The sequence below is a fragment of the Gilliamella sp. App6-5 genome, from assembly GCF_001690525.1.
GTDB classification, from domain to species: Bacteria; Pseudomonadota; Gammaproteobacteria; order Enterobacterales; family Orbaceae; genus Gilliamella; species Gilliamella apicola_H.
Genome location: NZ_LZGT01000082.1, coordinates 1 through 896 on the forward strand (window position 1 = coordinate 1; position 896 = coordinate 896).

1 protein-coding gene and 1 pseudogene are annotated in these 896 nt (G+C 35.2%); both read left to right on the forward strand.

Translation table 11 applies throughout. The annotated features are described in order from the left end of the window. A pseudogene (locus tag A9G24_RS12925) lies at window positions 1-212 on the forward strand (hypothetical protein); the annotation flags it as partial. 110 nt (window positions 213-322) lie between these two features. Continuing rightward, a complete protein-coding gene (locus A9G24_RS10015; RefSeq protein WP_065638883.1) occupies window positions 323-787 on the forward strand; it encodes a hypothetical protein in 465 nt (154 codons plus the stop codon). Window positions 788-896: the final 109 nt, after the last annotated feature.

Consider the following 896-nt stretch of genomic DNA (forward strand, 5'->3'; position numbering starts at 1 on the left):
TACCAAAAGAAACCACCCTATCGGATTACCCACCCGAGGTACAAAAGGCCATTTTAGATAGTAGCCAAGAGTGGGGCGTAATTGATGACGAAACGGGCGAACTTATCGACTATGGTCAATTTAAAAGACCCAAGAAAAAAGCCAGCCGAAAAAGAAAAACAAAAGCAACAAAACAAGCAGAAAAGCCCATAAAAGAGAATTCAGAGAATTAATTGGTAAGGTTAGATTGTGGCTGCTTTAGCAAAGATGCCAAACGTGATCAATTTGATGACTTAACTGAAGAGTTAAACGAGTTTTACCAAGCAGTTCAGGGGACATTTTAATGTATATTGGTGAATTTATATTGTGGTTAGGTAGTGCAATTAAACCTGAAACACGTAAAAAATTGAAAAAAGATTATTCTGATAACTCAATGAAGTTAAGCGAAGTCGCCAAAGATTATACCACAGAGTCGGTCAGTCATAATCCACGCCCGATAGGACCTTATTATGCCTATAACGATCGCTATTTAGAGATACGAGGAGGTATGCTTGAAAATTTTCGGGGGATTATTACTTGGATTAGTTTAGCTATATTTTTTATTACAGCATCAGGAGGTTATTTCGCACTTAAAGTGGCTTTAAAATTATACAATAATGAATGGGATAATTATAAAATTGGTTCCGGAATATTTGCAATGGTATTTTTTGCAATCATTTTTTTAGTCTCTGCTTATTTATGCATCCGCTACTTCCGTTATATCTGTCGCTTGGAATTATTCACGCTTCGCCATGTAACTATCCCCTAAAATAGTACAGCAAAAAAGTAGAAAATTCTCTATGATAAAAGTAAAAGAGGATTCAATTATGAAAAAAATGACTGAACATCAAATCGTCGCTATTTTAAAAGAAGCTGAA

Coding starts and splice junctions, on each gene's coding strand:
- A9G24_RS10015 (WP_065638883.1), top strand. CDS start 323: ATGTATATTGGTGAATTTATATTGTGGTTAGGTAGTGCAATTAAACCT.